The organism is Gluconacetobacter sacchari (genome assembly GCF_014174255.1).
Classification (GTDB): domain Bacteria; phylum Pseudomonadota; class Alphaproteobacteria; order Acetobacterales; family Acetobacteraceae; genus Gluconacetobacter; species Gluconacetobacter sacchari.
This window is the reverse complement of the sequence record NZ_JABEQJ010000005.1, coordinates 12,308-35,358: the sequence shown is the minus strand read 5'-3', so window position 1 is coordinate 35,358 and position 23,051 is coordinate 12,308. Positions and strand designations below refer to the sequence as shown.

Below are 23,051 nucleotides of genomic sequence, written 5' to 3'. Positions count from 1 at the left end.
AAGCGCCCGAACGATCGGGAGTGACGACGATGCACGCTTGCGGGCCAGATCGCAGGGGCGTGGGGAACAGGGCGGACGGACGGCGCGCGACTCCGCGCGCAGGGGGTTCGCGCCGCGCATGAACGCCATTGTCGTCACCGCGCTCAAGCGGCCCTATACGTTCGTCGTCCTTTCGATCCTGATCGTCGTCTTCGGTGTCCGGTCGATGGTCCAGACTCCGACCGACGTCTTTCCCAGCATCAAGATCCCCGTGGTCGCGATCGTCTGGGGCTATACCGGCCTGATGCCGGAAGACATGTCCGGCCGCGTGATCTATTATTACGAGCGCGCGCTGACCGCGACCGTCAACAATATCGAGCATATCGAAAGCCAGTCCTATTACGGGCGCGGCATCGTCAAGGTGTTCTTCCAGCCGGGCACCGATACCGCGGTCGCCCAGACGCAGATCACGTCGGTTTCGCAGACCGTGATCAAGCAGATGCCGACCGGCATGACCCCGCCGCTGGTGCTGACCTACAACGCGTCCTCGGTGCCGGTCCTGACGCTTCAGGTCTCGTCGGATTCGATGACGGCGTCGCAGATCTACGACATGTCGTCGAACCTGATCCGGCCGGCCCTGGTGTCGGTGGCGGGGGCGGCGATCCCCAACCCGTATGGCGGCCAGCCGGGCAACATCATGGTCGAACTCGACCAGGCCAAGCTGCTGGCGCACGGGCTGTCGGCGACCGACGTGGGCAACGCGCTGGGCAAGCAGAACATCGTGCTGCCGGCGGGCGACCAGCAGATCGGCGCCTTCGACTGGATGGTGCAGACCAACGCCTCGCCGCGCGAGATCGATACGTTCAACGAGATCCCGGTCAAGCAGGTGGGCAATTCGGTGGTCTATCTGCGCGACGTGGCGTGGGTGCATTCGGGCGGGCCGCCGCAGACCAACATGGTGCTGGTCAAGGGGCACCAGGCGGTGCTGATCGTCATCATGAAGAGCGGCGATGCCTCGACCCTCGACGTCGTGTCCGGGGTGAAGGCGCTGCTGCCCTCGGTCACCGCGACGCTGCCGCCGGGCGTGCAGATCCATATCCTCAACGACGCCTCGACCTTCGTGAAGGACGCGGTGCGCGACGTGGTCCAGGAAATGGGAACCGCCGCCCTGCTGACCAGCCTGGTGGTGCTGCTGTTCCTGGGCTCGTGGCGCTCCACGGTCATTATCGCCACCTCGATCCCGCTGGCCATGCTGTGCTCGATCATCGGGCTGGGCTGGGCCGGGCAGACGATCAACGTCATGACGCTGGGCGGGCTGGCGCTGGCCGTCGGTATCCTGGTCGACGACGCCACCGTCATGATCGAGAATATCGATGCCCATCTGGAGATGGACAAGGATCTGGAAACCGCGATCATCGACGCGGCCAACCAGATCGTGGTACCGACCTTCGTCTCCACGATGTGCATCTGCGTCGTCTGGATGCCGCTGTTCCAGCTGACCGGCGTGGCCGGGTGGCTGTTCATGCCGATGGCCGAGGCCATCATCTTCGCGATGATCGCCTCGTTCATCCTGTCGCGGACGCTGGTGCCGACCATGGCGAAATACCTGCTGGCGGCCCAGGTGGCGGCCCATGACGCCGCCAGGCACGGCCACGCGCCGCCGAAAGGGGTCTTCGGCCGCTTCCAGCAAGGGTTCGAGGCGAAATTCACCGCCTTCCGCCACCGCTATCGCGACCTGCTGACCGGGCTGGTGGCGTCGCGCACGCGCTTTCTCGCGTCCTTCCTGGCGCTGGCGGTCGGCTCGATGCTGCTGCTGATCTTCGTCGGCCAGGATTTCTTCCCCGAGATCAATTCGAATGCGCTGGCGATCCATATGCGCGCGCCGATGGGGACCAAGCTGAACGTGTCCGGCAAGATCTCGATGCTGGTCAGCGACGAGATCCATGCCCTGCTGCCGGGGCAGGTCGACAGTATCGTGGCGAATTGCGGGTTGCCCTTCAGCGGACTGAACCAGGCCTTCATCCCGACGCCGACCGTCGGCACCCAGGATTGCGACCTGACCGTCACGCTGCATGACGACGACTCGCCGGTCGCGTCCTTCCGCAACATCCTGCGGCGTGGGCTGGCCGAGCGTTTCCCGGGCACCGAGATCACGTTCATGCCTGCCGACCTGACCGCGAAGATCCTCAATTTCGGCCTGCCCGCGCCGATCGACGTGCAGGTCAGCGGCCGCGACCTGATGGATAATTTCACCTTCGCCCAGCATCTGGCGGAACGGCTGCGCCATGTGACCGGCCTGACCGACGTGACGGTGCAGGAGCCGATGAACACGCCCACCCTGCGGGTGAACGCGCGCCGCTCGTTCGCGCTGGGGACCGGGCTGACGGAGGCGGATGTCGCCAACAATACGCTGGCGACCCTGTCGGGCAGCGGGCAGGTCTCGCCGACCTACTGGCTCGACCCCAAGACCGGGGTGTCGCATCTGGTCGATATCCTGACGCCGCTGCAATTCCTGCAGACGCTGAACGACCTGGAGACGATCCCGATCGACCGGGGCGACGGCAACCCGACCGGCGCGCCCCCCCAGATCCTGGGCGGGCTGAGCCAGATCGTGCAGACGGGGACGCCGGGGGAGGTCGGGCACTATAATATCATGCCCGTGTTCGACATCTACGCCACCAATGACGGGCTGGACCTGGGCACGGTCTCGCGCGCTGTGAACCGGGTGGTGGACGCGTCGCGCCACGACCTGCCGCGCGGCTCCAGCATGGTGGTGCGCGGGCAGGCGACGACGATGAACGGCGCCTATCGCCAGCTTGGCATCGGCCTCGCGATGTCGATCCTGCTCGTGTACCTGATCATCGTCGTCAATTTCCAGTCGTGGCTGGATCCGTTCATCATCATCACCGCGCTGCCCGGCGCGCTGGCGGGGATCTCGTGGAGCCTGTTCCTGACGCACACCACGCTGTCGGTGCCGGCGCTGACGGGCGCGATCATGTGCATGGGCACCGCGACCGCGAATTCGATCCTGGTCGTGGCCTTTGCCCGCGAGCGGCTGGACGTGCATGGCGATGCCGTGAAGGCGGCGATCGAGGCCGGGTTCGAGCGTATCCGGCCGGTGCTGATGACGGCATCGGCCATGATCATCGGCATGCTGCCGATGTCGCTGAGCAATTCGCAGAACGCGCCGCTGGGCCGGGCGGTGATGGGGGGCCTGATGATGGCGACGGTGGCGACGCTGCTGTTCGTGCCCTGCGTCTTCGCCCTGCTGCATGGCCGGCGATCCGAGAGACATAGTAGCGCCGAAGGAGAACGCGCATGAGCGCCGTGGAACAGACCCGCGGGCCGGGACCAGCCGGACAGGGACCGTCGCGACGCGGGAAGCTCCTGGCCGGCGCCGGCGTCATTCTCGCCCTGGTGGTGGTCGGCGGCGGGATCATCCAGCGGCAGGCGCATCTGGCGTCGCTGCGCCACCGGACCGAGGACGCCGCGATCCCCCGGGTGCAGCTTGTTTCGCCCGCCAGGGGGCCGAGCATCCGCACGCTGGACCTGCCGGGCAATATCTCGGCCTGGTACCTGGCGCCGATCTATGCCCAGGTCTCGGGCTATGTGCGCATGTGGTACAAGGATTTCGGCGCCGAGGTGAAGGCGGGCGACGTGCTGGCCACCATCGACACGCCGGGGCTGGATGCGCAATACGCGGCGTCTAAGGCGAATTTCGACGTGGCGATGGCGCGCTACAAGCTGGCGCAGATCACGGCCAGGCGCTGGAAGGCGTTGCAGGGTACCCAGGCCGTGTCGCAGCAGGAAGTCGACGTGCAGGCCGCGAACGCCGAGGCCGAGCAGGCGCAGGTGGAAGCCGCGCGGCATGAGGTGTCGCGCTATGCGGCGCTGATCGGATTCAAGCAGATCGTCGCCCCGTTCGACGGGGTGGTGACCTCGCGCCTGGCCGATGTCGGCGACTATGTGAATGCCGGCGGCGGCGATGTGAGCGCGCACGGGACGGCGACGGAGCTGTTCAGCGTCGCCGACGTGCATCGCATGCGCGTGTTCGTGTCCGTGCCGCAGGATTACGCCGACATCATCAGCCCGAAGCTGACGGCCGAGGTGACGGTGCCGCAGCATCCGGGCCGGGTGTACAAGGCGACGTTCCTGGCCACCGCCGCCGCGTTCAACGCCGCCACCCGGACCGTGACCACCGAGCTGACGCTGGACAACAGCGACCGCACCCTGTGGCCCGATTCCTACGCCACGGTCCATTTCAGCGCGCCGGGCGACCCGACGATCCTGGTGATTCCGGAGGGGGCGCTGATCTTCCGCGCCGAGGGCATGCAGGTGGCGCTGGTCGACGAGCATAACCGCGTGCGCCTGCATAATGTGACGGTGGGGACCAATCTGGGCACGATGGTGCAGATCCGCGGTGGGCTGAAACTGACCGATCGGCTGATCAACAACCCCTCGGCGGGCCTGCTGGACGGGCAGGAGGTGCGGGTGGTGGATGCGACGCCGGGCTACAACGCGCAGGCGGGCACCAGCCCGGAGCCGGCGCGCACCGATGATGTCCGCGCCATGCCGAACGATCGGTCCGGCTCGGAGGAGGCGGGAGCCCGTCAATGACCCTGTCCTCTCCCGCGCGGCGAGCGCGGCGCCATTCCGCCCGCCGGCTGCGGCATGCGGCCCGTCTGGCCGGCGGCCTGGCGCTGTTGGCCGGCCTGGCCGGGTGCGACATGGCGCCGTCCTATCATCCCGATCATTTCGTCCTGCCCGACGACTGGAAGGGCGCGGGCATGATGCGCTATGCCGCGCCCGATGCGGCGGCGCTGCGGGGGGACTGGTGGACGCTGTTCAACGACCCGGCGCTGAACCGGCTGGAAGAGCAGGCCAATCGCGTCAACCCAGACCTACAGGTGGCGGCCGAGACGTTTACCCAGGCGCGCGACATGGCGGCCGAGGCCCAGGCGGGCCTGTATCCGCAGGTCGCGCTCGGCGCGGGTGCCGGAAAAAACAAGGCGTCGCAGCATCGGCTGTGGCGCGGGCATGGCGCGACCGGCCCGACCTACATGTCGTCGGAGCAATATAGCGGCACCGCGACCTGGGAGCCCGATTTCTGGTCGGCGATCCGCAACCGCAAGCGGATGCGGGTGCAGGAGGCGCAGGAACGCGCGGCGGATTACGCGGTGACGCGGCTGAGCATCGATGCCGAACTGGCGTCCGACTATATCGCCCTGCGCGGGCTGGACGTGCAGGACGCGGTCTATCGCGACTCGATCCGCACCTACACGCTCGCGGTGCAGATCACCCGCATGCGCCAGGCCGGGGCGATCGCCGCCGGGCTGGACGTGTCGCGCGCCGAAAACCAGCTCTATGCCACCCAGGCGCAGGAAACCGACCTGCTGGCGCGGCGGGCCGTGCTGGAACATGCGATCGCGGTGCTGGTGGGCGTGGCGCCGGCATCGTTCCATCTGGAGCCGGAAAGCCAGATGCATTTCCCCGACGTGGGGGTGCCGCTGCTGCTGCCCTCCGCCCTGCTGGAACGGCGGCCGGACGTGGCGGCCGCCGAGCGGGAGATGGCGCAGGCCAACCGGGCCATCGGCGTGTCGCGCGCCGCGTTCTATCCGAACGTGTCGGTGAACGCGATGACCGGGTTCATGGATAACGGCTTCACGCTCGCCGACCTGTCGAACAGCATGTATTCCTATGCCGTGCAGGCGGTGATGCCGCTGTTCCAGGGCGGGCTGCGCCGCGCCGAGCTGCAACGGACCTGGTCGCAATATCGCCTGGCCGAGGACAATTATCGCGGCGTGGTGCTGGGGGCGTTCCAGGATGTCGAGGACGGGCTGACATTGACCGGGCAGTTGCGCGCCGAGCTGAAGCAGCAGCACCAGTCGGTGCAGGCCGCGGTGCGGACCCAGGGCATGACCATGGCGCTGTATACCGGCGGGCTGACCAACTACCTGGACGTGGTGGTGGCGCAGATCGCCGCCCTGACCGCGCGCATCGCCGAGGTGCAGGTCGAGACCCGGCGGCACCAGGCGACGGTGGCGCTGGTGCGTGCGCTGGGCGGTGGGTGGTCGCGGGCCCAGTTGCCCTCGGACAAGTCGGTCATGCCCTTCGCGCCGCTGCAATATGAGGGGCTGCGCGTGCCCAAGGAGGCGGGCGGCATCGCGACCGGCAGCGGGCCGGACCAGTTGAACCTGACCGGGGCCGGACTGGGTGGGACGGGCTTGACAAGGCCGGTGCAATAGGGGTAGGGACCCGCCTCTTACGGAACGCGGGAGGCCGCGTCCGCCGTCTTGCACGGTGGACCGGCCGCACGAACCGCGGTCCGGGTGAAACAGTCAGGAGCCCCGGATATGGCCAAAAAGATCGTTGGCTACATCAAGCTACAAATTCCCGCCGGCAAGGCGAATCCGTCGCCGCCGGTCGGCCCGGCGCTGGGTCAGCGCGGCCTGAACATCATGCAGTTCTGCAAGGAGTTCAACGCCAAGACGCAGGGCCTCGAGCCCGGCATGCCGATCCCGGTCGTCATCACCGCCTTCGCCGACCGCACCTTCACCTTCATCACCAAGACCCCGCCGAACACCTATTTCCTGATGAAGGCGGCGAACATCAAGAAGGGCAGCTCGACGGTCGGCAAGTCGGCCGCCGTCGGCAGCGTGACGATGACGCAGCTGCGCGAGATCGCCGAGCAGAAGAAGCAGGACATGAATGCCAACGACATCGACGGGGCCGTGCGGATGCTGATCGGTTCCGCCCGCTCGATGGGCCTTACGGTGGTGGAGGGCTGATCCCATGGCCAAGAACAAGCGTCTGACGGCCGGCCAGGCCTCTGTCGACCGGAACAAATCCTATGGCCTGGACGAGGCGATCGGCCTGGTGAAGCAGACCGCGACCGCCAAGTTCGACGAGACGATCGAGATCTCGCTGAACCTGGGCATCGATCCGCGCCATGCCGACCAGATGGTCCGCGGCCTGCTGTCGCTGCCGAACGGCACCGGCAAGACCCTGCGCGTGGGCGTGTTCGCCCGTGGCGCGAAGGCCGAGGAGGCTCTGGCCGCCGGGGCCGACGTGGTGGGTGCCGAGGACCTGGCCGAGAAGATCCAGGCTGGCGAGATCGCCTTCGACCGCTGCATCGCGACCCCCGACATGATGGCGCTGGTCGGCCGGCTGGGCAAGATCCTGGGCCCGCGCGGCCTGATGCCGAACCCGAAGCTGGGCACGGTGACCATGGATGTGAAGGGCGCCGTGACGGCGGCCAAGTCCGGCCAGGTCGAGTATCGCGCCGAGAAGGCTGGCATCATCCATGCCGGGATCGGCAAGGCGTCGTTCGACAGCGACAAGCTGATCGAGAACATCCGCGCCTTCGTCGATGCGGTGCAGAAGGCCAAGCCGACGGGTGCCAAGGGCACCTATCTGCGCAAGGCCGCCCTGTCCTCGACGATGGGCCCCGGCGTGCGCGTCGATGTGTCCTCGTTCTCGGCGGGCTGAGACCACGAGATGACGTGAGGCCTGGAAGGGCCTTGCGGACAGGAGGCGGGGCGCTTCGGGGTCCCGTTCTTCCGAACCTGTCCATGACCGGATGTGGCGTTTGCCTTGATGGGCCCCCGGGCCCGCAGCCGGAAGACGGGGATTGCCGGATTGGGGCGGTCATGCCGCCCGCACTGGTTGTTCCGTTGTTCACAGGACAGGCGAACCGGAGGATGGGCCGCGAGGTCGTATCCTCCTAGGGCAAACCCGGCCTGTTGGGGCATCCCCGGCAGGTCACGACGGAGACGGGAATTGGACCGTACGGAGAAGCGGGAGTTTGTTGCCTCCCTCGCGGCCGTGTTCGCCGAGACGTCCATGGTTGTCGTTACCCGCAATGACGGGCTGACGGTGGCCGATGCGACGATTCTGCGGCAGCGCGTGCGTGCGGCTGGAGCGACTTACAAGGTCGCGAAGAACCGGCTGGCCAACCTCGCCCTGGCAGGGACCCGATTCGAAGGCATTTCGCCGCTGCTGAAGGGGCCGACCGCGATTTCGTGGTCTGCCGATCCTGTGGCCGTGGCCAAGGTGCTTGTCGAGTTCGCCAAGACCAACGAAAAGCTCGTTCTGCTCGGTGGAGCGCTCGGCACCCAGACATTGAATGTCGATGGGGTGAAGGCGCTGGCCGAACTGCCGTCCCTGGATACGCTCCGGGCGCAGCTGGTGGGGATGATCTCCACGCCGGCCACGCGCATCGCGGGTGTGCTCCAGGCGCCGGCCGGACAGCTTGCGCGGGTTTTCGGCGCCTACGCCAAGAAGGACGAGGCTGCCTGAGCCATCTGCGCCCCGCACGCGCGGGGCGAGGAAATTTGCACAGTCTCGTGAAATCGGGATTGTGTTGCGCCAATCAGTATATACATTAGGAAGACCAAATCATGGCCGATCTGACCAAACTCGTTGACGAGCTGTCTGCCCTCACGGTTCTCGAGGCCGCCGAGCTCTCGAAGCTGCTGGAAGAGAAGTGGGGCGTTTCCGCCGCCGCTCCGGTGGCCGTTGCCGCCGCGCCGGCTGCCGCCGCCGCTGCCCCGGTTGAAGAGCAGACCGAGTTCACTGTCGTCCTGGCCAAGGCCGGCGACAAGAAGATCAACGTCATCAAGGAAATCCGCACCATCACCGGTCTGGGCCTGAAGGAAGCCAAGGACCTGGTCGAGGGCGCGCCGAAGACCGTGAAGGAAGGCGTGAACAAGGACGAAGCCGAGAAGATCAAGAAGGTTCTTGAAGAGAACGGCGCGTCTGTCGAGGTGAAGTAATCTGCCGGATGGGCGGCCCCGGGGCTGTCTCTCCTGCTTGATGCCAGGTGAGGGCGGGAAACCGGAAGGTGCCCGCCCCCTTGGCCGTTCTGGCGCCCTGACCGCGAGGTCTCGGGCGCCTTCGGCGGTAGAAGGCCCATTCTTCGGGGTGGGCGGGGGCGCCGGATTCCGGTGCCCAGGCATGGATGGTTTGTGATGATCCGCTTTCGGTCGCCGTGGCCCCGGGTTCCGGGCGCGGAAAGGTCCGGGTCGTCGGGGATGGGGGCAGGATAGACGATGAACGCCATTACGAAATCGTTCACGGGACGCAAGCGCATCCGCAAGAGCTTCGGGCGGATACCCGAAATCGCTCCGATGCCCAATCTGATCGACGTGCAGCGCGCCAGCTACGAGGCGTTCCTGCAAATGAACGTGTCGCCCGACAGTCGGACGCAGACCGGCTTGCAGGAAGTGTTCCGTTCGGTTTTTCCGATCAATGACTTTGCTGGGCGCGGGCGCCTGGAGTTCGTGCATTACGAACTCGAAGAGCCGAAATACGACGTCGAGGAATGCATCCAGCGCGGCCTGACCTTCGCCGCGCCGCTGAAGGTGGTGCTGCGCCTGATCGTGTGGGATGTCGACGAGGACACCGGCTCGCGCTCGATCCGCGACATCAAGGAGCAGCCCGTCTATATGGGCGACATGCCGCTGATGACGGATAACGGCACCTTCATCATCAACGGGACCGAGCGCGTCATCGTCAGCCAGATGCATCGCAGCCCCGGCGTGTTCTTCGACCATGACAAGGGCAAGACCCATTCGTCGGGCAAGTTCCTGTTCGCCGCCCGCGTCATCCCCTATCGCGGCTCGTGGCTCGATTTCGAATTCGACAGCAAGGACCTGATCTACGTCCGCATCGACCGCAAGCGGAAGCTGCCGGTGACGACGCTGCTGTACGCCCTGGAAGGCGAGGCATCGGCCGCCGCCCGCGCCGCCAAGATCGCCGAGGGTGGCGATGTGGACGCGCTGGAAATCCGGGGCATGGATGCCGACGAGATCCTGGGCTATTTCTACAATCAGGTCGTCTTCACCAAGACCCCCAAGGGCTGGGCCCGGCCGTTCGACGCCGAGTCGTTCCGTGGCATGAAGCTGCTGGAGCCGCTGGTGGACGCGCAGAGCGGCGACGTGGTGGCCGAGGCCGACGCCAAGCTGACCGCCCGCATGGTGCGCAAGATCGCCGAGACGACCAAGGAAGTGCTGGTGGGCGCCGCTGGCCTGGTCGGGCGCTACGTGGCGCATGACCTGGTCAATCCCGAGACCGGCGAGATCTATGCCGAAGCCGGCGAGGAACTGACCGAGGCCCGGCTGGAGGCGATGGAGGCGGCCGGCGTCGATCGCCTGCCGACGCTGGCGATCGACGCGGCCAACGGCCCGTGGATCCGCAACACGCTGGCGGTGGACAAGAACGGTTCGCGCGATGACGCGCTGACCGACATCTATCGCGTGATGCGCCCGGGCGAGCCGCCGACGCCGGAAACCGCCGAGGCCATGTTCTCGGGCCTGTTCTTCGACGCGGACCGCTATGACCTGTCGGCGGTCGGCCGCGTGAAGATGAACATGCGCCTGGGCCTGGATGCGCCGGATACGATGCGCGTGCTGCGCAAGGAAGACATCCTGCGCACCGTCAAGATCATGTGCGAGCTGAAGGACGGGCGCGGCGCGATCGACGATATCGACAATCTGGGCAACCGTCGCGTCCGCTCGGTCGGCGAGCTGATGGAGAACCAGTATCGCGTCGGCCTGCTGCGCATGGAACGCGCGATCCGCGAGCGCATGGGCTCGGTCGATATCGACACCGTGATGCCGCACGACCTGATCAACGCCAAGCCGGCGGCGGCCGCGGTGCGCGAGTTCTTCGGCTCGTCGCAGCTCAGCCAGTTCATGGACCAGACCAACCCGCTGTCGGAAGTGACGCACAAGCGCCGCCTTTCGGCGCTTGGGCCGGGCGGCCTGACCCGCGAGCGCGCGGGCTTCGAGGTGCGTGACGTGCATCCGACCCATTATGGCCGGATCTGCCCGATCGAGACGCCGGAAGGGCCGAATATCGGCCTGATCAACTCGTTGGCGACCTATGCCAAGGTGAACAAATACGGCTTCATCGAGACCCCGTATCGTCTGGTGCGCGACGGCGTGTTGCAGGATGGCTGGAAATACCTCTCCGCCATGGAAGAGGAGAAGCTGATCGTCGCCCAGGCCGATGCGAAGCAGGATGTCGAAGGCCGCCTGACCGACGAACTCGTCTCGGTGCGCCGTGGCGGCGATTTCCGCCTGGTGAAGCCGGAGGAGGTCACGGCCTGCGACGTGTCGCCCAAGCAGCTTGTTTCCGTCGCGGCGGCGCTGATCCCGTTCCTGGAGAACGATGACGCCAACCGCGCGCTGATGGGATCGAACATGCAGCGCCAGGCGGTGCCGCTGGTCCGCTCCGACGCGCCGCTGGTCGGCACGGGCATGGAAGCGGCCGTGGCGCACGATTCGGGCGCGACGATCGTGGCCCGGCGCAGCGGTGTGATCGACCAGATCGACGGCGCGCGCATCGTGGTCCGGGCGACCGACGCGGCCGGGGCGACCCAGGGTGTCGATATCTACCGGCTGCGTAAATATATGCGCTCGAACCAGTCGACCTGCATCAACCAGCGGCCGCTGGTGCGCGTGGGCGACCAGGTGCTGGCCGGCGACATCATCGCCGACGGTCCGTCGACCGAGCTGGGCGAACTGGCGCTGGGGCGGAACGTGCTGGTCGCGTTCATGCCGTGGAACGGGTACAATTTCGAAGATTCGATCCTGATTTCGGAGCGGATCGCGCGCGATGACGTCTTTACCTCGATCCATATCGAGGAATTCGAGGTCATGGCCCGCGACACCAAGCTGGGCCAGGAGGAAATCACCCGCGACATTCCCAATGTCGGCGAGGAAGCGCTGCGCAACCTCGACGAGGCAGGCATCGTCTATGTCGGCGCCGAGGTGAACCCGGGCGATATCCTGGTCGGCAAGGTGACGCCGAAGGGCGAGAGCCCGATGACGCCGGAAGAGAAGCTGCTGCGCGCCATCTTCGGCGAAAAGGCGTCGGACGTTCGCGATACCTCGCTGAAGCTGCCGCCCGGCACGACCGGGACGATCGTCGATGTGCGCGTCTTCTCACGTCGTGGTGTCGACAAGGACGAGCGCGCGATGGCGATCGAGCGCGCCGAGATCGAGCGTCTGGCCAAGGACCGCGACGACGAGCGCGCGATCCAGGAGCGGTCGTTCTACAACCGGCTGCGCGAGCGGCTGGTGGGCCAGGTCTCCGGCACCGGCTTCAAGGGGCTGCGGTCGGGCACCGAGATTACCGAGGAGGTGCTGGCCGAGCATCCGCGCGGGGCGTGGCGCAACATCACCGTGGCGTCCGACCCGGTGATGGTCGAGCTGGAAGTGCTGCGGCGCGAGTTCGATGCCGCGGTGGCGCGCATCCAGGCGCGGTTCGAGAGCAAGGTCGAGAAGCTGCAACGCGGCGACGAACTGCCGCCCGGCGTGATGAAGATGGTCAAGGTGTTCGTCGCGGTGAAGCGCAAGCTCCAGCCCGGCGACAAGATGGCCGGCCGCCATGGCAACAAGGGCGTGGTCTCGCGCGTCGTGCCGGTGGAGGACATGCCGTTCCTGGAGGACGGCACGCCGGTCGATCTGGTGCTGAACCCGCTGGGCGTGCCCTCGCGCATGAATGTCGGGCAGATCCTGGAGACGCATCTGGGCTGGGCCTGCGCCAATATCGGCAAGGGGATCGGCGGGCTGGTGGACGAGTATCAGCGGACCGGCGAGAAGAAGCAGGAACTGCTGGAGCGCCTGAAATCGGTCTATGGCGACAAGGTGTATGACGACGCCATCGCCACCCTGCCCAACGAGCAATTGGTCGAACTGGCGAACAACCTGCGCAAGGGCGTTCCGATCGCGACCCCGGTGTTCGACGGGGCGTCGATTCCCGATATCGAGGCGATGCTGGTCGATGCGGGGGTCAACAAATCGGGCCAGTCGCAGTTGATCGATGGGCGCACCGGCGAGAAGTTCGAGCGTGTGACCACGGTGGGCTACATCTACATGCTGAAGCTGCATCACCTGGTCGACGACAAGATCCATGCCCGGTCGATCGGTCCGTATTCGCTGGTCACGCAGCAGCCGCTGGGCGGCAAGGCCCAGTTCGGCGGCCAGCGTTTCGGCGAGATGGAGGTCTGGGCGCTGGAAGCCTATGGCGCGGCCTACACGCTCCAGGAAATGCTGACGGTGAAGTCGGACGACGTGTCCGGCCGCACCAAGGTCTACGAGGCGATCGTGCGCGAGCAGGACGATTTCGAGGCCGGTATTCCCGAGAGCTTCAACGTCCTGATCAAGGAACTGAAGTCGCTCGGCCTGAACGTGGACCTGGAGCAGAGTGGCGACTGACGTGGACGTCGGTCACACCATTCCGTCTCTGTCTGTTCTTTTTTCATGGATGGGAGCGGCCCGGCGGGCTGTTTCCATCCATTTCCCCCAGGGGGTTTGCGGCGCATGAACGAACTCATGAAGATCCTGGGCCAGACTGGCCAGACCACGGTCTTCGACCAGATCAAGATCCAGCTCGCCTCGTCCGAGCAGATCCGGTCGTGGTCGTACGGCGAGATCAAGAAGCCCGAGACCATCAACTACCGGACCTTCAAGCCCGAGCGCGACGGCCTGTTCTGCGCGCGGATCTTCGGGCCGATCAAGGACTATGAGTGCCTGTGCGGCAAGTACAAGCGCATGAAGTTCCGCGGCATCATCTGCGAGAAATGCGGTGTCGAGGTCACGCTGGCCAAGGTGCGCCGCGAGCGGATGGGCCATATCGAGCTGGCCAGCCCGGTCGCGCATATCTGGTTCCTGAAGTCGCTGCCCAGCCGGATCGGCCTGATGGTCGACATGACGCTGAAGGATCTGGAAAAGATCCTGTATTTCGAGAGCTATGTGGTGCTGGAGCCCGGCACCTCGCCGCTGAAGCAGTACAGCCTGCTGACGGAAGACCAGTATCTCGACGTCATGGACGAGCATGGCGAGGAAGGGATCGAGGTCGGGATCGGTGCCGAGGCCATCAAGAAGGTCCTGGAGCGGATCGACTGCAAGGCGGACAAGGATCGGCTGCGCCAGGAGCTGAAGGACACGACGTCCGAGGCCAAGCGCAAGAAGCTGGTGAAGCGGCTGAAGCTGATCGAGGCCTTCGCCGAGAGCGATTCGCGCCCCGAATGGATGATCATGGACCTGATTCCGGTGATTCCGCCGGAACTGCGTCCGCTGGTCCCGCTGGATGGCGGCCGGTTCGCGACCTCGGACCTGAACGACCTGTATCGCCGCGTCATCAACCGCAACAACCGTCTGAAGCGGCTGATCGAGCTGCGCGCGCCGGACATCATCGTCCGCAACGAAAAGCGCATGCTCCAGGAATCGGTCGATGCGCTGTTCGATAACGGCCGTCGGGGCCGCGCGATCACGGGCGCCAACAAGCGGCCGCTGAAATCGCTGTCCGACATGCTGAAGGGCAAGCAGGGCCGCTTCCGGCAGAACCTGCTGGGCAAGCGCGTCGATTATTCCGGCCGTTCGGTGATCGTGGTCGGGCCGGAGCTGAAGCTGCACCAGTGCGGCCTGCCCAAGAAGATGGCGCTGGAGCTGTTCAAGCCGTTCATCTACTCGAAGCTCGAAAAATACGGACACGCCACCACCATCAAGGCCGCGAAGCGGATGGTGGAGAAGGAACGCCCCGAGGTGTGGGATATCCTCGAAGAGGTGATCCGCGAGCATCCGGTGATGCTGAACCGCGCGCCGACGCTGCATCGCCTGGGTATCCAGGCGTTCGAGCCGGTGCTGATCGAGGGCAAGGCGATCCAGCTTCATCCGCTGGTCTGCACCGCCTTCAACGCGGATTTCGACGGCGACCAGATGGCCGTGCATGTTCCGCTGAGCCTCGAGGCGCAGTTGGAAGCGCGCGTGCTGATGATGTCGACCAACAACATCCTCAGCCCCGCCAACGGCAAGCCGATCATCGTGCCGTCGCAGGATATCGTGCTGGGGCTGTACTATCTGAGCCTTGAGACGCCCGAGTTCCGCGCGACCCCCGATCGGAACGAGTATGACGCCGAGGGCCGGATCACGGTGCAGGGCGCGTCGTCCTTCGCCACGGTCGGCGAGGTGGAGTATGCCCTGTCGGCCGGTGCCATCAAGCTGCATGACAAGATCATCGCGCGGTACGAGACGGTGGATGCCGACGGCAAGCCCGTGCGCCAGACCGTGATCACCACGCCGGGTCGCATGCTGATCGCGCAGATCCTGCCGCGTCATGCGGCGATCCCGTTCGCGCTGATCAACAAGCAGTTGACGAAGAAGAACGTGTCGGACGTGATCGACGCGGTCTATCGCCATTGCGGCCAGAAGGAAGCGGTGATCTTCTGCGACCGGATGATGGGGCTGGGCTTCCGTCATGCGGCGAAGGCCGGCATCTCGTTCGGCAAGGACGACATGATCATCCCGACCGAGAAGAAGGGCCTGGTCGAGCGGACCGCCAGCGAGGTGAAGGAGTTCGAGCAGCAATATCAGGACGGCCTGATCACCGCCGGCGAGCGCTACAACAAGGTGGTCGATGCCTGGTCGCGCTGCACCGACGAGGTGCAGGCCGCGATGATGAAGGAGATCTCGCGCCAGGAGGTCGGCAAGGTCACGAACTCGGTGTGGATGATGAGCCATTCCGGTGCCCGTGGGTCGCCGGCGCAGATGAAGCAGCTTGCCGGCATGCGCGGCCTGATGGCCAAGCCGTCGGGCGAGATCATCGAGCAGCCGATCATCGCCAACTTCAAGGAAGGCCTGTCGGTTCTCGATTACTTCACCTCGACCCACGGCGCCCGCAAGGGGCTGGCGGATACCGCGCTGAAGACCGCGAACTCGGGCTATCTGACGCGTCGTCTGGTCGACGTGGCGCAGGATTGCATCATCGTCGAGGAGGATTGCGGCAGCGAGCGCGGCCTGACCGTGCGTGCGGTGATGGATGGCGGCGAGGTGGTGTCGTCGTTGTCCGAGCGGATCCTGGGGCGGACGGTCGCGGCCGACGTGCTGGACCCGGCGACCGGCGAGGTGCTGGTGAAGCGCGACCTGCTGATCGACGAGGCGCTGGCCGAGAAGATCGAGACGGCGGGCGTCGAGAGCATGCTGATCCGCTCGGTGCTGACCTGCGAGAGCCGGGTCGGTGTCTGCGGCCTGTGCTATGGGCGCGACCTGGCGCGCGGCACGCCGGTCAATATCGGCGAGGCGGTGGGCGTGATCGCCGCCCAGTCGATCGGCGAGCCGGGCACGCAGCTGACCATGCGGACCTTCCATATCGGTGGCGCGGCGCAGCGTGGCGCCGAGCAGTCGATGGTCGAGGCGTCGCGTGACGGGCATGTGACGATCAACAACCGCAACGTGGTCCATAACAGCCAGAACGTGCCGATCGTGATGTCGCGGAACTGCGAGATCCTGCTGACGGACGAGAAGGGGGTCGAGCGGGCCCGCTTCCGCGTGCCGTACGGCGCGCGCCTGCTGGTGGAGGAAGGGGCCACGGTCGCGCGTGCCCAGAAGCTGGCCGAGTGGGATCCGTATACCCTGCCGATCATCACCGAGCAGTCGGGAACGGTCGAGTATCTGGACCTGATCGACTCCATCACGCTGGTCGAGCGGATGGACGAGGTGACGGGCCTGACCTCGAAGGTGGTCGTCGACTACAAGCAGGCGGCCAAGGGGGTGGACCTGCGTCCGCGCCTGCAACTGAAGGATGCCAACGGGCACGTCATCAAGCTGGCCAACGGCAATGACGCCCGCTACTTCCTTTCGCCCGATTCGCTGCTGTCGGTGGAGAACGGGGCGCAGGTCAGCGCCGGCGACGTGCTGGCCCGCATCCCGCGCGAGGGCTCGAAGACCCGTGACATCACGGGTGGTCTGCCCCGCGTCGCCGAACTGTTCGAGGCGCGGCGCCCGAAGGACCATGCGATCATTTCCGAGACCGACGGCCGAGTCGAGTTCGGCAAGGATTACAAGGCCAAGCGCCGGGTGATCGTGAAGAACGACGAGACGGGCGAGGAGACGGACTACCTGATCCCGAAGGGCAAGCATGTCTCGGTCCAGGAAGGCGATTTCGTCCGGGTGGGCGATCCGCTGGTCGATGGGCCGCGCGTGCCCCACGACATCCTGAAGGTGCTGGGTGTCGAGGCGCTGTCGGACTATCTGGTGAACGAGATCCAGGACGTCTATCGACTCCAGGGCGTGAAGATCAACGACAAGCATATCGAGGTGATCGTTCGCCAGATGTTGCAGAAGGTCGAGATCCTGGAGCCGGGCGACACGACCTATCTGGTCGGCGAGACGGTGGATCGGATCGAGTACGAGACCGAGAACACGAAGCGCCTGAACATGGGCGAGCGCCCGGCCGCGGCCATGCCCGTGCTTCAGGGCATCACCAAGGCGTCGCTCCAGACCCAGTCCTTCATCTCGGCGGCCTCGTTCCAGGAGACGACCCGTGTCCTGACCGAGGCGGCCACGGCCGGCAAGCGCGACACGCTGAACGGCCTGAAGGAGAACGTGATCGTCGGGCGCCTGATCCCGGCGGGAACGGGCAGCGTGATGAACAAGCTGCGGGCGATCGCGGCGGGGCAGGACCGCCAGCGCCTGGCGCAGGTGCGGCCTGTGGTGACCAAGGCCGGGTGATCTGCCCGGGCGGCGTTGGTGCCTGTGGAAAGGGCCGGGTGGCGACACCCGGCCCTTTTCTTTTGCCGGCGGGGTCTGTATCTGATGGGCCGACCGGATCGCGCCGAATCGGAAGGCTTGGCGGGATCGGGGCGCGTCGCGATGGCGCGATGGCCGGCCTGCCGCGACTGCATGCCCGCCATCGCCGGCGCGGCGGGATAATCTGGCGGGAATCGGCCGCGAATCCCGAGGTAACACTTGACTCAAGGGCGGGGGCTTCGTAGGTTCCGCGCCCTCGGCTAGCCCCGTCTTGCAGGACGTCGTTGGCCGTCGAATGCAGCATGCAAGCATGCGGTGCCGTGGCCCGAAAGGGTCGCCAAGGCCGGATGTCAATATGATGCCCAGGCGAATGATCCTCATTCGGTGGGATTTTGTTGTGAACGACAGTCGGCAACCTGAGATGCGGTTGGCCGGCCGAAATTTGTAAGGATCGGGAAAGGCGTATGCCGACCATCAACCAGCTGATCGCCAAAGGCCGCGAGCCCGCAGCCAAGCGCAATAAGGTGCCTGCTCTGCAAGGTTGCCCGCAGAAGCGCGGTGTCTGCACCCGCGTCTACACAACCACACCGAAGAAGCCGAACTCGGCGCTGCGTAAGGTTGCGAAGGTGCGTCTGACGAACGGCTATGAGGTCGTCAGCTACATCCCCGGTGAAGGCCACAACCTGCAGGAGCACAGCGTGGTCCTGATCCGTGGTGGCCGCGTCAAGGATCTTCCGGGCGTTCGTTACCACATCCTGCGTGGCGTTCTGGATACCCAGGGTATCGCCAAGCGTCGTCAGCGTCGCTCGCTCTATGGCGCGAAGCGTCCGAAGTAAAAGGAATAACCAGGCATGAGTCGCCGTCATCGCGCCGTGAAGCGCGAGATTCTTCCCGATCCGAAATTTGGTGATGTCGTCATCACGCGCTTCATGAATGCGCTGATGTATGACGGCAAGAAATCCACCGCCGAAGGCATCGTCTATGGTGCGCTCGAGGTGCTGCGTCGCCGTGGTGGCGCGGCCGCCGATCCGGTTGTGATGTTCCACAGCGCGCTGGACAACGTGAAGCCGGCCGTCGAGGTCCGCTCGCGTCGCGTCGGTGGTGCCACCTACCAGGTGCCCGTCGAAGTGCGCACGGAGCGCCGCCAGGCGCTGGCGATCCGCTGGCTGATCGACGCCTCGCGCAAGCGCGGCGAGAACACCATGCAGGAGCGCCTGTCCAACGAGCTTCTGGACGCGGTCAACAATCGTGGGTCCGCCGTGAAGAAGCGTGAGGACACGCATCGCATGGCCGAGGCCAACAAGGCGTTCAGCCATTACCGCTGGTAAGAGGCGCTGCTCCGGTCTAAAGACCGGCACGCTTCCGGTTAGGAACATTTCAACCCGACTCCCGGCCCGAGGGCCGAGGTAACGGAGATAGACGATGGCAAAGGCTAAATTCGAGCGGACGAAGCCGCACTGCAATATCGGCACGATCGGTCACGTCGACCATGGCAAGACGTCGCTGACCGCCGCGATCACCAAGACGCTGGCGAAGACCGGCGGCGCCACCTTCAAGGCGTATGACCAGATCGACGCGGCGCCGGAAGAGCGCGCCCGTGGCATCACGATCTCGACCGCCCACGTCGAGTACGAGACCGCCGCGCGCCACTACGCGCACGTCGATTGCCCCGGCCACGCCGACTATGTGAAGAACATGATCACCGGTGCGGCGCAGATGGACGGCGCCATCCTGGTGGTGTCGGCCGCCGACGGCCCGATGCCGCAGACCCGCGAGCACATCCTGCTGGCGCGCCAGGTCGGCGTTCCGGCGCTGGTCGTGTTCCTGAACAAGGTCGACCAGGTTGACGATCCGGAACTGCTGGAACTGGTCGAGATGGAAGTGCGCGAGCTTCTGTCGGCCTATCAGTTCCCCGGCGACGATATCCCCATCGTGAAGGGCTCGGCCCTGGTGACGCTGGAAGATGGCGATCCGGAGATCGGCGAGAACCGCGTGCGCGACCTGATGGACGCCGTGGACGCCTATATCCCGCAGCCGGAGCGTCCGATCGATCGTCCGTTCCTGATGCCGATCGAAGACGTGTTCTCGATCTCGGGCCGTGGCACCGTGGTGACCGGCCGCGTCGAGCGTGGCGTGGTGAATGTCGGTGACGAAATCGAGATCGTCGGCCTGCGCGCGACGCAGAAGACGACGGTGACGGGCGTCGAGATGTTCCGCAAGCTGCTGGACCGCGGCGAGGCCGGCGACAATATCGGTGCGCTGGTCCGTGGCACGAAGCGCGAGGACGTGGAGCGTGGCCAGGTTCTGGCCAAGCCGGGTTCGATCACGCCGCACACGAAGTTCAAGGCCGAGGCGTACATCCTGACGAAGGAAGAGGGTGGCCGTCACACGCCGTTCTTCACCAACTATCGTCCGCAGTTCTATTTCCGCACCACCGACGTGACGGGTGTCGTTCACCTGCCCGAGGGTACGGAAATGGTCATGCCGGGCGATAACGTCGCCATGGATGTCGAACTGATCGCGCCGATCGCCATGGACGAAGGTCTGCGTTTCGCGATCCGCGAAGGCGGCCGCACCGTCGGCGCCGGCGTGGTGGCCTCGATCACGGCCTGATCGGGTTCGTAACCAGAACTGGCGACCCCGGCCGGAGCGATCCGGCCGGGGTCTCCTTTGGCGGCTCGGGTTCCCCCGAACCATTGAAGTTGGACTGAATAGACGATGGACAACCAGAACATCCGCATTCGCCTGAAGGCGTACGATCATCGGGTGCTCGATAACAGCACCAAAGAGATCGTCAATACGGCGAAGCGTACGGGTGCGCGGGTTCGGGGTCCTATCCCGCTGCCGACGCATATCGAGAAATTCACCGTTAACCGCTCTCCCCATGTGGACAAGAAAAGCCGCGAGCAGTTCGAAATTCGGACTCATCGCCGGCTGCTCGACATCGTCGAGCCGACCCCGCAGACCGTGGACGCTCTCATGAAGCTCGACCTCGCCGCTGGCGTGGATGTCGAGATCAAACTTTAAGGTCCAGACGATGCGCACCGGATTGATCGCAAAGAAGCTGGGCATGACCCGGCTGTTCAAGGAAGACGGCACCCATGTGCCCGTCACCGTCCTGCATATCGACAATGTGCAGGTGGTGGATGTCCGCACCCAGGAGCGCGACGGCTATACCGCCGTGCAGCTCGGGCTCGGCAACGCCAAGGTGAAGAACGTCTCCAAGCCGAACCGCGGCCATTTTGCCCGCGTGAAGGTCGAACCCAAGAAGAAGCTGGTTGAATTCCGCGTTGCGGAAGATGCCGTGCTGGAAGCAGGCGCCACGCTCTCCGCCACCCATTTCGTGGTGGGGCAGAAGATCGACGTGACGGCCACCAGCAAGGGCAAGGGCTTCGCCGGCGCCATGAAGCGCTGGAATTTCGCGGGTCTCGAAGCTTCGCATGGCGTGTCCATCAGCCATCGTTCGCATGGCTCGACGGGTAACCGCCAGGATCCGGGCAAGACCTTCAAGAACAAGAAGATGGCCGGGCACCTGGGCTCCGAGCGCGTGACCACCCTCAACCTCGAGGTGGCGGCGGTGGATGCCGAGAAGAACCTGCTCCTGGTCCGTGGCTCCGTGCCCGGCGCCAAGAACGAGCTGGTGCTGGTTCGTGATGCGATCAAGAAAGCCCGTCATGCCGAGGCGCCGTATCCGGCGGCCCTGGTTGAGGCTGCGGGCTGAGGATAGAGGGCAATGGATTACGAAATCAAAACCCTCGACAACGGGAGCGCCGGCACCGCCGTGCTTCCGGACGAGATTTTCGCGGCGACGCCGCGGGCCGACATCATGGCGCGTGTGGTGCATTGGCAGCTGGCCAAGCGCCGCGCTGGCACGCACAAGGTCAAGGGGATGGGCGAAGTCTCCGGCACGACCAAGAAGCCGTACCGCCAGAAGGGCACGGGTAGCGCCCGCCAGGGCTCGCTGCGTGCGCCGCAGTACCGTACCGGCGGCGCCGTTCACGGCCCCGTGGTGCGCGATCACGGCTACGACCTGCCCAAGAAGGTGCGTCGCCTGGGCCTGATCTCGGCGCTGTCGCAGAAGGCCGCCGAAGGCAAGCTGGTGGTGCTGGATGCCGCGACCTCGTCGGGCCGCACCGCCGAGCTGGCCGCCAAGGTGCAGGCGCTGGGCTGGAAGTCCGCCCTGATCGTCGATGCGACGGTCGAGGAGAATTTCGGCCGCGCCACCCGCAACCTGCCGAAGATCGACGTGCTGCCGACGGTCGGCGCGAACGTCTACGACATCCTCAACCACGACGTGCTCGCGATCACCCGCGCCGGCGTCGAAGGCCTGAAGGAGCGCCTGGCATGACCAACGTGCTCGCAATCCGCAAGAAGGCGGAGCGCATGTCGCGCGAGACGATGTACGACATCGTGCGCGCGCCGCTGATCACCGAGAAGGCGACGGCGCTGTCCGAGAAGAACCAGGTGGTCTTCAAGGTCGCGATCGACGCTACCAAGCCGGAGATCAAGGTCGCGGTCGAAGGTCTGTTCGGCGTGAAGGTCCTGGGCGTGAACACGCTTGTCCAGAAGGGCAAGACGAAGCGCTTCAAGGGCCGCCCGGGCCAGCGTTCCGATGTGAAGAAGGCGTTTGTGCAGCTTGCCGAGGGTCAGTCCATCGACCTGACCGCGAAGCTGGTCTGACGCGGGGTAGCAAGACATGGCACTGAAGCACTTTAATCCGGTCACTCCCAGCCTGCGCGGAACGGTCCTGATCGACCGCAAGGAGCTGTGGAAGGGCAAGCCCGTCAAGGCTCTGACCGAAGGCAAGAACAAGTCCGGCGGACGCAACAACCATGGGCGCATCACCTCGCGCTTCATCGGTGGCGGCCACAAGCAGTCCTATCGCTTCGTCGATTTCAAGCGGCGCAAGTTCGATGTGGCCGGCACGGTCGAGCGTCTGGAATACGACCCGAACCGCACCGCCTTCATCGCGCTGGTGAAGTATGAGGACGGCGAGCTGGCCTATATCCTGGCGCCGCAGCGCCTGAAGGTGGGCGACCAGGTGGTGTCGGGCGCGCGCGTCGACATCAAGCCGGGCAACGCGATGCCGCTGTCGGCCATTCCGGTCGGTACGATCGTGCATAACATCGAGCTGAAGCCGGGCGCCGGCGGCAAGATCGCCCGTTCGGCCGGCACGTACTGCCAGCTGGTCGGCAAGGATGCCGGCTATGCGCAGATCAAGCTGCAGTCGGGCGAGCTGCGCGTCGTGCGTGGCGAGTGCATGGCGACGGTCGGCGCGGTATCGAACCCGGACAACATGAACCAGCATATGGGCAAGGCCGGTCGCGGCCGCTGGCTGGGTCGTCGTCCGCATAACCGCGGCGTCGTGATGAACCCGGTCGACCATCCGCATGGTGGTGGCGAAGGCCGCACCTCGGGCGGCCGTCATCCGGTCACGCCGTGGGGCAAGCCGACCAAGGGTTACAAGACCAGGGTTAACAAGCGTACGGACAGTCTGATTATCCGTCGCCGGAAAACCGGTAAGTAAGGGGCAAGGAA

17 protein-coding genes are annotated in these 23,051 nt (G+C 65.6%); all 17 read left to right on the top strand.

All coding sequences use genetic code 11. From position 1 onward, the window contains the following. Positions 1-118: 118 nt before the first annotated feature. The 17 genes from HLH48_RS05305 to rplB all read left to right on the top strand — a co-directional run bounded on the left by HLH48_RS05305 (position 119) and on the right by rplB (position 23,040). The gene (locus HLH48_RS05305; protein WP_182996464.1) at positions 119-3,301 is read left to right on the top strand and encodes an efflux RND transporter permease subunit; all 3,183 of its coding nucleotides are present in this window, start codon (positions 119-121) and stop codon (positions 3,299-3,301) included. Continuing rightward, positions 3,298-4,596 (top strand): efflux RND transporter periplasmic adaptor subunit, encoded by a 1,299-nt coding sequence (locus tag HLH48_RS05300; protein ID WP_182996463.1) that lies wholly within the window; start codon positions 3,298-3,300, stop codon positions 4,594-4,596. Before HLH48_RS05305 ends, HLH48_RS05300 begins: the two co-directional genes overlap by 4 nt. Further along, complete coding sequence (locus HLH48_RS05295) at positions 4,593-6,224, top strand: efflux transporter outer membrane subunit (RefSeq protein WP_182996462.1); 1,632 nt, start codon at positions 4,593-4,595, stop codon at positions 6,222-6,224. Before HLH48_RS05300 ends, HLH48_RS05295 begins: the two co-directional genes overlap by 4 nt. A 108-nt stretch (positions 6,225-6,332) precedes the next feature. Then, positions 6,333-6,767, top strand: coding sequence for a 50S ribosomal protein L11 (gene rplK / locus HLH48_RS05290; protein WP_182949585.1), 435 nt, complete (start codon positions 6,333-6,335; stop codon positions 6,765-6,767). Positions 6,768-6,771: 4 nt separating this feature from the next. Continuing rightward, complete coding sequence (gene rplA, locus HLH48_RS05285) at positions 6,772-7,467, top strand: 50S ribosomal protein L1 (RefSeq protein WP_182996461.1); 696 nt, start codon at positions 6,772-6,774, stop codon at positions 7,465-7,467. 291 nt (positions 7,468-7,758) lie between these two features. Beyond that, positions 7,759-8,277: a 50S ribosomal protein L10 gene (gene rplJ, locus HLH48_RS05280; protein ID WP_182949581.1), complete on the top strand. Its 519-nt coding sequence runs from the start codon at positions 7,759-7,761 to the stop codon at positions 8,275-8,277. Positions 8,278-8,378: 101 nt separating this feature from the next. Continuing rightward, complete coding sequence (rplL, locus tag HLH48_RS05275; RefSeq protein ID WP_182996460.1) at positions 8,379-8,753, top strand: 50S ribosomal protein L7/L12; 375 nt, start codon at positions 8,379-8,381, stop codon at positions 8,751-8,753. Between the two features lie 276 nt (positions 8,754-9,029). Continuing rightward, positions 9,030-13,202, top strand: a complete 4,173-nt coding sequence (rpoB, locus tag HLH48_RS05270; RefSeq protein WP_182996459.1) for a DNA-directed RNA polymerase subunit beta — start codon at positions 9,030-9,032, stop codon at positions 13,200-13,202. Positions 13,203-13,307: 105 nt separating this feature from the next. Continuing rightward, positions 13,308-17,495 (top strand): DNA-directed RNA polymerase subunit beta', encoded by a 4,188-nt coding sequence (rpoC, locus tag HLH48_RS05265; RefSeq protein WP_182996458.1) that lies wholly within the window; start codon positions 13,308-13,310, stop codon positions 17,493-17,495. A gap of 482 nt (positions 17,496-17,977) precedes the next feature. Beyond that, positions 17,978-18,349, top strand: coding sequence for a 30S ribosomal protein S12 (gene rpsL, locus HLH48_RS05260; protein WP_003621118.1), 372 nt, complete (start codon positions 17,978-17,980; stop codon positions 18,347-18,349). A gap of 15 nt (positions 18,350-18,364) precedes the next feature. Continuing rightward, positions 18,365-18,841 carry a 30S ribosomal protein S7 gene (gene rpsG, locus HLH48_RS05255; RefSeq protein WP_182949575.1) on the top strand — a complete coding sequence of 159 codons (477 nt, stop codon included), beginning with the start codon at positions 18,365-18,367 and terminating at the stop codon, positions 18,839-18,841. A gap of 94 nt (positions 18,842-18,935) precedes the next feature. Beyond that, the gene (gene tuf, locus HLH48_RS05250) at positions 18,936-20,126 is read left to right on the top strand and encodes an elongation factor Tu (protein ID WP_182996457.1); all 1,191 of its coding nucleotides are present in this window, start codon (positions 18,936-18,938) and stop codon (positions 20,124-20,126) included. A gap of 105 nt (positions 20,127-20,231) precedes the next feature. After that, the gene (rpsJ, locus tag HLH48_RS05245) at positions 20,232-20,540 is read left to right on the top strand and encodes a 30S ribosomal protein S10 (RefSeq protein WP_012227960.1); all 309 of its coding nucleotides are present in this window, start codon (positions 20,232-20,234) and stop codon (positions 20,538-20,540) included. Between the two features lie 10 nt (positions 20,541-20,550). Then, complete coding sequence (gene rplC, locus HLH48_RS05240) at positions 20,551-21,234, top strand: 50S ribosomal protein L3 (protein WP_182996456.1); 684 nt, start codon at positions 20,551-20,553, stop codon at positions 21,232-21,234. 12 nt (positions 21,235-21,246) lie between these two features. Further along, a complete protein-coding gene (gene rplD, locus HLH48_RS05235) occupies positions 21,247-21,861 on the top strand; it encodes a 50S ribosomal protein L4 (protein WP_182996455.1) in 615 nt (204 codons plus the stop codon). A 35-nt stretch (positions 21,862-21,896) separates the two neighbouring features. Then, positions 21,897-22,193: a 50S ribosomal protein L23 gene (locus HLH48_RS05230; protein WP_174787951.1), complete on the top strand. Its 297-nt coding sequence runs from the start codon at positions 21,897-21,899 to the stop codon at positions 22,191-22,193. Between the two features lie 16 nt (positions 22,194-22,209). Further along, positions 22,210-23,040: a 50S ribosomal protein L2 gene (rplB, locus tag HLH48_RS05225; RefSeq protein WP_182996454.1), complete on the top strand. Its 831-nt coding sequence runs from the start codon at positions 22,210-22,212 to the stop codon at positions 23,038-23,040. Positions 23,041-23,051: the final 11 nt, after the last annotated feature.

Bases quoted from the DNA above. Each gene is read 5' to 3' on its own strand.
- HLH48_RS05305 (WP_182996464.1), top strand. From the start codon at position 119: ATGAACGCCATTGTCGTCACCGCGCTCAAGCGGCCCTATACGTTCGTC.
- HLH48_RS05300 (WP_182996463.1), top strand. From the start codon at position 3,298: ATGAGCGCCGTGGAACAGACCCGCGGGCCGGGACCAGCCGGACAGGGA.
- HLH48_RS05295 (WP_182996462.1), top strand. From the start codon at position 4,593: ATGACCCTGTCCTCTCCCGCGCGGCGAGCGCGGCGCCATTCCGCCCGC.
- rplK (WP_182949585.1), top strand. From the start codon at position 6,333: ATGGCCAAAAAGATCGTTGGCTACATCAAGCTACAAATTCCCGCCGGC.
- rplA (WP_182996461.1), top strand. From the start codon at position 6,772: ATGGCCAAGAACAAGCGTCTGACGGCCGGCCAGGCCTCTGTCGACCGG.
- rplL (WP_182996460.1), top strand. From the start codon at position 8,379: ATGGCCGATCTGACCAAACTCGTTGACGAGCTGTCTGCCCTCACGGTT.
- rpoB (WP_182996459.1), top strand. From the start codon at position 9,030: ATGAACGCCATTACGAAATCGTTCACGGGACGCAAGCGCATCCGCAAG.
- rpoC (WP_182996458.1), top strand. From the start codon at position 13,308: ATGAACGAACTCATGAAGATCCTGGGCCAGACTGGCCAGACCACGGTC.
- rpsL (WP_003621118.1), top strand. From the start codon at position 17,978: ATGCCGACCATCAACCAGCTGATCGCCAAAGGCCGCGAGCCCGCAGCC.
- rpsG (WP_182949575.1), top strand. From the start codon at position 18,365: ATGAGTCGCCGTCATCGCGCCGTGAAGCGCGAGATTCTTCCCGATCCG.
- tuf (WP_182996457.1), top strand. From the start codon at position 18,936: ATGGCAAAGGCTAAATTCGAGCGGACGAAGCCGCACTGCAATATCGGC.
- rpsJ (WP_012227960.1), top strand. From the start codon at position 20,232: ATGGACAACCAGAACATCCGCATTCGCCTGAAGGCGTACGATCATCGG.
- rplC (WP_182996456.1), top strand. From the start codon at position 20,551: ATGCGCACCGGATTGATCGCAAAGAAGCTGGGCATGACCCGGCTGTTC.
- rplD (WP_182996455.1), top strand. From the start codon at position 21,247: ATGGATTACGAAATCAAAACCCTCGACAACGGGAGCGCCGGCACCGCC.
- HLH48_RS05230 (WP_174787951.1), top strand. From the start codon at position 21,897: ATGTCGCGCGAGACGATGTACGACATCGTGCGCGCGCCGCTGATCACC.
- rplB (WP_182996454.1), top strand. From the start codon at position 22,210: ATGGCACTGAAGCACTTTAATCCGGTCACTCCCAGCCTGCGCGGAACG.